General features: G+C 29.2%; 5 protein-coding genes and 1 pseudogene. All 6 read right to left on the bottom strand.

Annotated elements, in window-relative coordinates:
• Nucleotides 1–176 precede the first annotated feature (176 nt).
• On the bottom strand, nt 177–599 hold the full coding sequence (locus tag ACGF7G_RS21935) for a hypothetical protein (protein WP_387468379.1): 423 nt from the start codon (nt 597–599) through the stop codon (nt 177–179).
• Nucleotides 600–646: 47 nt separating this feature from the next.
• Nucleotides 647–967, bottom strand: a complete 321-nt coding sequence (locus ACGF7G_RS21930) for a hypothetical protein (protein WP_242688709.1) — start codon at nt 965–967, stop codon at nt 647–649.
• 119 nt (nt 968–1,086) lie between these two features.
• Nucleotides 1,087–1,503 (bottom strand): hypothetical protein, encoded by a 417-nt coding sequence (locus ACGF7G_RS21925; RefSeq protein WP_387468377.1) that lies wholly within the window; start codon nt 1,501–1,503, stop codon nt 1,087–1,089.
• A gap of 47 nt (nt 1,504–1,550) precedes the next feature.
• Nucleotides 1,551–1,970: a hypothetical protein gene (locus ACGF7G_RS21920; protein WP_133812872.1), complete on the bottom strand. Its 420-nt coding sequence runs from the start codon at nt 1,968–1,970 to the stop codon at nt 1,551–1,553.
• A gap of 152 nt (nt 1,971–2,122) precedes the next feature.
• Nucleotides 2,123–2,542 (bottom strand): hypothetical protein, encoded by a 420-nt coding sequence (locus tag ACGF7G_RS21915; protein WP_133812873.1) that lies wholly within the window; start codon nt 2,540–2,542, stop codon nt 2,123–2,125.
• Nucleotide 2,543: 1 nt separating this feature from the next.
• A pseudogene (locus tag ACGF7G_RS21910) lies at nt 2,544–2,870 on the bottom strand (hypothetical protein); the annotation flags it as partial.

Below are 2,870 nucleotides of genomic sequence, written 5' to 3'. Positions count from 1 at the left end.
ATATTTATTGATATAATTAAAAAGAAGAAGGAAAAAATAACGGGAACAATTGTTACTAAGTCTGATATGCTAATAATAAATGCTCTATAAGTAAATTCGCAAAAAAAACATAGCCTTCTAAAGTCCATAGTTACCTATATAATCCTATCCAGCTTAATAATTGGTCTAAAAAATGCCTAATTGAAAAATTGCCAGGCATATTTATCATATGTAAGAAATACTATTCTAATAGCGAAAGACAATAAGCTAATAGTGATAGTTGTCATGTAAATTTTTAACCAATTTGTTGTTCTTTTTGGTAACTTCTGAATAAAATCATAGGATTTTTGATACATATATTTACTATCAGGCTCATTGATTCTTATTTTTCTTCCGGTTAATAGCATATAGAAAAATATAGCGACATAAAATTGACCATCAATGCCTAAAAAATGGCCCATTCTTGCTCCCGCTGACATATAAAGCCCAGCTTCTGTATATAATTCAATGATTTTATTGATATTATGCTGATTTATCTTGTAAATAGCTACTGATATAATGAAAAAGCCAATAAAGGAAATGTAAGAGATAACAACGATAAGAGGAATTATTCTGTGCATATTAATATCCTATTGAGTTTTCAACATATTTCAGTTGAGTTTAGTTGTTAGTTTAAAAGATAAGAGTATTTGAGACATAATCCCGTTACTGTTGATATAAAGAAGCATGTGCCACCTATATTAATGGTGATGAAATATATTTTTATCCAATGAGTTAAATGCGAAGGTAAACTTTGAATAAAGTCGTAATATTCTTGGTACATATATTTACTATCAGGTCTATTTATTATCATTCTTTTTCCTGTTAATAGCCTATAGAAAAATATGGCAGGATAAATATGACCTTGAATACCCATGTGATGGCTTGTATATACTCCTGATGGCAAATAAAATCCTTTTTCTATATATAATTCAATAATTTTATCCATTTTTTTCTGATTTATTTTGTAAATAGTTATTGATATAGCCATAAAAAGAAAAAAAGAAATGCAAGAAATAAGTAAAATGATAAAAGTGATTCTATTCATATTAACCTTTTGTTAAATATTCAACATAGATAAGCATATTTTTTTAATAAAAATATTATCATTATTATAAGGAAAAACAAACAACTGATATTAATGGTAATAAAATATATTTTTATCCAATGAGTTAAATTAGAGGGTAAATTTTGAATGAAATCATAAGATTTCTGGTACATGTATTTGCTATCTTTTTCATTTATTCTCATTCTCTTACCGGTTAGTAATTTATAGAAAAATACAGCAACCTGAAATTGGCCATGAACGCCTAAGAATCGGCCTAATTTTACGCCTGCTGACAAATAAAGCCCTTCGCTAATATATGATTCAATAATTTCATCCATTTTTTTCTGATTTATTTTGTAAATGATTATTGATACAATAAGCGAAGCAATAAATAAAATGTGAAGGATAAGCATGATAGTATAAATTATTCCATTCATATTAATATCTCATTGAATTTTCAACATATTTTAGTTGGATTTGGTTGTTAGTTTAAAAGATAAGAGTATTTGTGACATAAACTCGTTATTAATGATATAAAGAAGCATGTTCCACTTATATTAATTGTAATGAAATATATTTTTATCCAGTGAGTTAAACTAGAAGGTAAACTTTGAATGAAATCATAAGATTCTTGTGGCATATATTTACTATCAGGTCTATTTATTCTTATTCTTTTTCCTGTTAATAACCTATAGAAAAATACGGCAGGATAAAACTGACCTTGAATACCCATAAGATGACCCATATATGCGCCTGATGACAAACAAAGTCCTTCTTTCATATATAATTCAATAATTTTATCCATTTTTTTTTGATTTATTTTGTAAATAATTATTGATATAGCAAGAAAAAGAAAAAAGGAAGTGCAAAAAATAAGCAAAATGATAAAAGTGATTCTATTCATATTAATGCTCGATTGAATGTTTAGTTATAGTTAAGCGTATTTTTCAAATAGGTATATTGCCATTGTTAGGCGGATTCACATGATAAGAGGAATTATTCTGTGCATATTAATATCCTATTGATTTTTCAATATATTTCAGTTGAGTTTAGTTGTTAGTTTAAAAGATAAGAGTATTTGAGACATAAACCCGTTATTATTGATATAAAGAAGCAGGCTCCACTTATATTAATGGTAATGAAGTATATTTTTATCCAATGAGTTAAACTGGAAGGTAAACTTTGAATAAAGTCGTAAGATTCTTGGTACATGTATTTACTATCAGGTTTATTTATTCGCATTCTTTTTCCAGTTAATAACATGTAGAAAAATGTAGCAACCTGAAACTGACCATGAACACCTAGAAAGCGGCCAATATTTACGCCTATTGACAAACAAAGCCCTTTTCCTATATATAATTCAATAATTTCATCCATTTTTTTCTGATTTATTTTGTAAATGACTATAGATATAACCAGGAGAAGAAGGGCGGAAATATAAGAAATAAGTAAGATGATAAAAGCGACTCTATTCATATTAGTATCCTATTGATAGTTCAACAATAAATTCGGCTAACCAGTCGCCACCTTTACTACCGGCATAACCACCTGCAAGGCCACCACCAGCCATACAAAGTCCCATCGTCAAGCCATCAGTTGCAGCTCCAAGAGCGAAACATGCCGCACCTGCTGCTATACTGCCATAATACCCTCCAGCCATTCCCAGTCCCGTTCTACCAGCAAATTTACTATATTCCTTAACTGCCACTTTTTCACATTTTCCTGATTGTCCGTAATTACAGGCATCAATAACCTGCCCGGTGGTATCAACAAAATCCAATCCGATCGCAATACGGCCACCGTA

It is taken from the genome of Photorhabdus sp. RM323S, assembly GCF_042879375.1.
GTDB lineage: Bacteria > Pseudomonadota > Gammaproteobacteria > Enterobacterales > Enterobacteriaceae > Photorhabdus > Photorhabdus tasmaniensis.
This window is presented reverse-complemented; position numbering and strand designations above follow the sequence as displayed.